3 protein-coding genes are annotated in these 3,387 nt (G+C 63.0%); all 3 read right to left on the reverse strand.

Annotated features, from left to right (window positions below):
* Positions 1-92: 92 nt before the first annotated feature.
* On the reverse strand, positions 93-881 hold the full coding sequence (locus tag NW857_RS04685) for a hypothetical protein (RefSeq protein WP_414368102.1): 789 nt from the start codon (positions 879-881) through the stop codon (positions 93-95).
* Positions 882-912: 31 nt separating this feature from the next.
* Positions 913-2,226 carry a histidinol dehydrogenase gene (hisD, locus tag NW857_RS04690; protein ID WP_414336818.1) on the reverse strand — a complete coding sequence of 438 codons (1,314 nt, stop codon included), beginning with the start codon at positions 2,224-2,226 and terminating at the stop codon, positions 913-915.
* 240 nt (positions 2,227-2,466) lie between these two features.
* A partial coding sequence (locus tag NW857_RS04695) for a hypothetical protein (protein WP_414368104.1) occupies positions 2,467-3,387 on the reverse strand: 921 nt, incomplete at its 5' end.

The raw sequence follows: 3,387 nt of genomic DNA on the forward strand, positions 1-3,387 counted from the left end.
GGTTATCGACGTTGCCCTTGGATCCCTTGGCCCTGCTGCGTCGCCCGCGGTCTTGGATCCGCTAACGCCAAGCTCAGGGCTATCGAGAAGGGCTACCTGATGTTTAGCCCAAAGTTCCCGGCATGACAAATGGCCGCTGACCCTGCGGGAACAGCCCCAATCCAGCCCTCTTCCAAACCCGAGGAATCGGGGGCGGTCAGCGTGGCCGTTCCCCGCACCAACCAATCGGAAGAGGAACCAACGCTCACCAGCCGCGGCACCTCTTCCAGGCTATCGGCCACGGCAAACAGCACCCGCCCTCGCGCCTGGGGATCCCAGCCTAGCAGCTCGGCATATCCCAGGGCCGGCGGTGGCTCCCAAACCTGTACCGGCGGGATCCCGGTCGAGTCGGTGGGCAAGGGCCAGATCACCGCCCGATCCCAGCTCAAATCGGTTTGGAACCAGCCTGCGTACTCCCGCGCCAGCAGAGTGTTGTCCTGCCAGGCCAGAGGCAGGATCATGGCAAAATCCAAGGGCTCGGCGGGGTCGTACACAGACGCTGAAGCTTGATAGATCACTTGCAAGGCTTGGGTACGAGTGTTCTTGGCAAACAACACACTGGTCAACCGACTGGCCTGAGGGGTGGCCACCAAATCCAGCCGCGTGTACACCTGCCACTGCGGATCCGGTGCCGGCAGAGGCCGGCTGCGCAGCAGGCCAATCAGCGTACACTGCCGTTGCCGCGCCTGCTCCTGCAGGGCATACACCCACTCCCACGGCACGGCCAGCGGCGGAGAAGGGATCCCCTCCGCAGCCGCCATCGTCGCCAACAGCAGGGATCCCATGGCCGCAGACAGAGCCCCTCTCCACCACCGCCCCTTTCGCCAGACAGAAGCTGCCATCGTCACCCAACCTGCGGCCAGGCCAAACTCTCTAGCTCCCCTCGGCCAAGCGCAGTTGCACCGAGCGGCCATGGGCGGGCAGCCCCTCCGCTTGTGCCAGAGCTTGGATCGCGCCAGCCACCTCCTGCAAAGCTGCCGAGCCGTATTGGATCAGGCTGGAGTACTTCAGGAAGGTCTCTACCCCTAGAGCTGAGGCGTAGCGAGCCGCCCCCGCTGTGGGCAAGGTGTGGTTGGGCCCGGCCAGGTAGTCTCCCACCGCCTCTGGAGTGTAGTGCCCCAGGAAGATTGCCCCCGCATGGCGAATGGGATCCAGCAGGGCCCAGGGATCCGCCACCTGCAGCTCCAGGTGCTCCGGCGCGAACTGGTTGGAGAGAGCCACCGCTGTCGCCAGATCCGGCACTACGGCAATGAGCCCGTAGTTGGCCACCGCCTTTTCCACCATCAGGCGATTGGGGTGGGTCTCCAGTTGGGCCGCCACCGCCTGCTGCACCTGTTGGGCCAACTGGAGATCGGGGGTGAGGAGAACGGCCGCCGCCAGGGGATCATGCTCGGCCTGGGCCAGAAGATCGGCGGCAACATAGAGGGGATTGGCGCTCTCGTCGGCGATGATCAACACCTCGGAAGGCCCTGCCAGCGAGTCGATCCCCACCGTGCCGTACACCAGCTTCTTGGCCAAAGTCACGTAAATGTTGCCGGGGCCGGTGATTACATCCACCTTGGGGATGGTCTCGGTGCCATAGGCCAGCGCCGCAATGGCCTGGGCCCCGCCGACGCGATAGATGGTGTGGATGCCCACTTCTTGGGCGGCCACCAAAATAGCCGGGCTGATCCCCTTGCCCCCCAGCCCGTCCGATCCCGGTGGGGTCACCATGACAATCTCGGGCACCCCCGCCACCTTGGCCGGAATGGCGTTCATCAACACGGTGCTGGGATAGGCGGCCCGCCCTCCTGGAATGTAGAGGCCGGCGCGGTCCACGGGGCGGTACTGCTTGCCCAAGACGATCTCAGGGCCGGGAAAGCTCACCCAACTGCTGGGCACCCGCTGCCGGTGAAAGGCTTCAATGCGCTGTTTGGCCAGGCGCAGGGCCGATAGCAGTTGCGGCGATACCGCCTGGTAGGCCGCCTCCAGCTCCGCCCCCGAGACCTTCAGCTCCGCCACGCTCAACTCCACCTGGTCAAACTCAGCCGTGTAGGCCAGTAGAGCGCGATCCCCCTGACGGCGCACTGCTTGCAGGATCTCCCGCACAGTGGCCTCACGGTGCAGGTTCTGGTCAGCCTGAGTGCGCTCCGAGATCCGTCTAAGCTCGGCTTCAGCCTCGGTTAGCTGGGTGACGATTCTCAGCATGGCAACTCCTTCGCCTAGCGTGCCGTAAGCAGATGGTAGCGAGGGATCCGGTGGCATCGCGGTAGCAAAGCAGATCCTCACTCCACCGGTTCGTGGTGGCCAGAGGAGCCATCCTCGGTCAGGGATCCCGTCTGCACCTGGGGTGATCTGCTATGGTCATAGCTTAGCCTGGATTTTCCGCGGCCAAGAACCGGCCATGGCGCTTTGAGGACGCTGTTTGAAAAGCAGCTTCCTCTGCTTTTACCAGCGCAATTCAGCCGATTTGATTAAATTGCGAAAGTCGTGGATCACCTCTTCGCAGCGGCGGAAAAAAGCCAGTACCCAGTCCCGCAGCACCTTTTGTTGAGATTCGTCCAGCTCCTTGAGGGTGCCCCGGTAGTGGATTTGGCCGCTGCGCTCGATCTCGAACTGGTTGAGCCACTCGGCTGAGGATCCCTGGCGTTCCACCACTTCCTGCCGCGCTGCCTTCCAATAGTTGACGATCACTGCCTTGCCCAAATAGCCGCTTGTGATCTGGCAGAGGCGATTGAGAGATTGCACAAAGACATCCATCTGCATGCGGCTGCCTGTCGCTGCCGGCTGGGTCGCCTCCTCCCTTGGTGTGGGCTTGCCTTCTGCTAGGGTGGAGCTGGGTTGGGTAGGGTTCCGGACGGCCTCCGCCTGGCTGGTCAACAGGCGAAAGGTGGCCAGGCCCTTCGGCGTATCCTGTTGCAGCTCGGCTCGCAGGCGGTTGACGGCCAAGGTGTAGACCGGCATCACCAGCTCGTCATTGACCGCCACCAGCAACACCCACTCCGGCCCTAAGGGGTAGACAAAGACTCGTTGCTCGGCAAACTGAAAGTCAAAGTAGTCAAGGCCTGGGGGCATGGTCTGCAAAACCTGAAACAGCCCTTCGGCAAGGGCCTGCTGCTGCCGGCTGTCCAAGTTCTGAAAAGAGCGGTAGAAAAAAGGGCGGCCTGTCCGACTCAGGAGCGCCACCCCCATCACCCCCCGGATGGACAAAAAACTCTCGAGCGTTTCCTTCTCCATGCCCCTCAAGAGCCAACTCGGCCAACACAGCAGAGTAGCTTGGTAGCCCCATACTAAGCGCTCCGCGCCGCTGACGCGAGTAGTGCGGGGCGGAAAAGCCTTCGAGCGACTGGAGTCGCTCGCCAATGTTAT

This window comes from Synechococcus sp. H55.9, from assembly GCF_047462355.1.
Classification (GTDB): Bacteria; Cyanobacteriota; Cyanobacteriia; order Thermostichales; family Thermostichaceae; genus Thermostichus.

Coding starts and splice junctions, on each gene's coding strand:
- NW857_RS04685 (WP_414368102.1), bottom strand. CDS start 881: ATGGCAGCTTCTGTCTGGCGAAAGGGGCGGTGGTGGAGAGGGGCTCTG.
- hisD (WP_414336818.1), bottom strand. CDS start 2,226: ATGCTGAGAATCGTCACCCAGCTAACCGAGGCTGAAGCCGAGCTTAGA.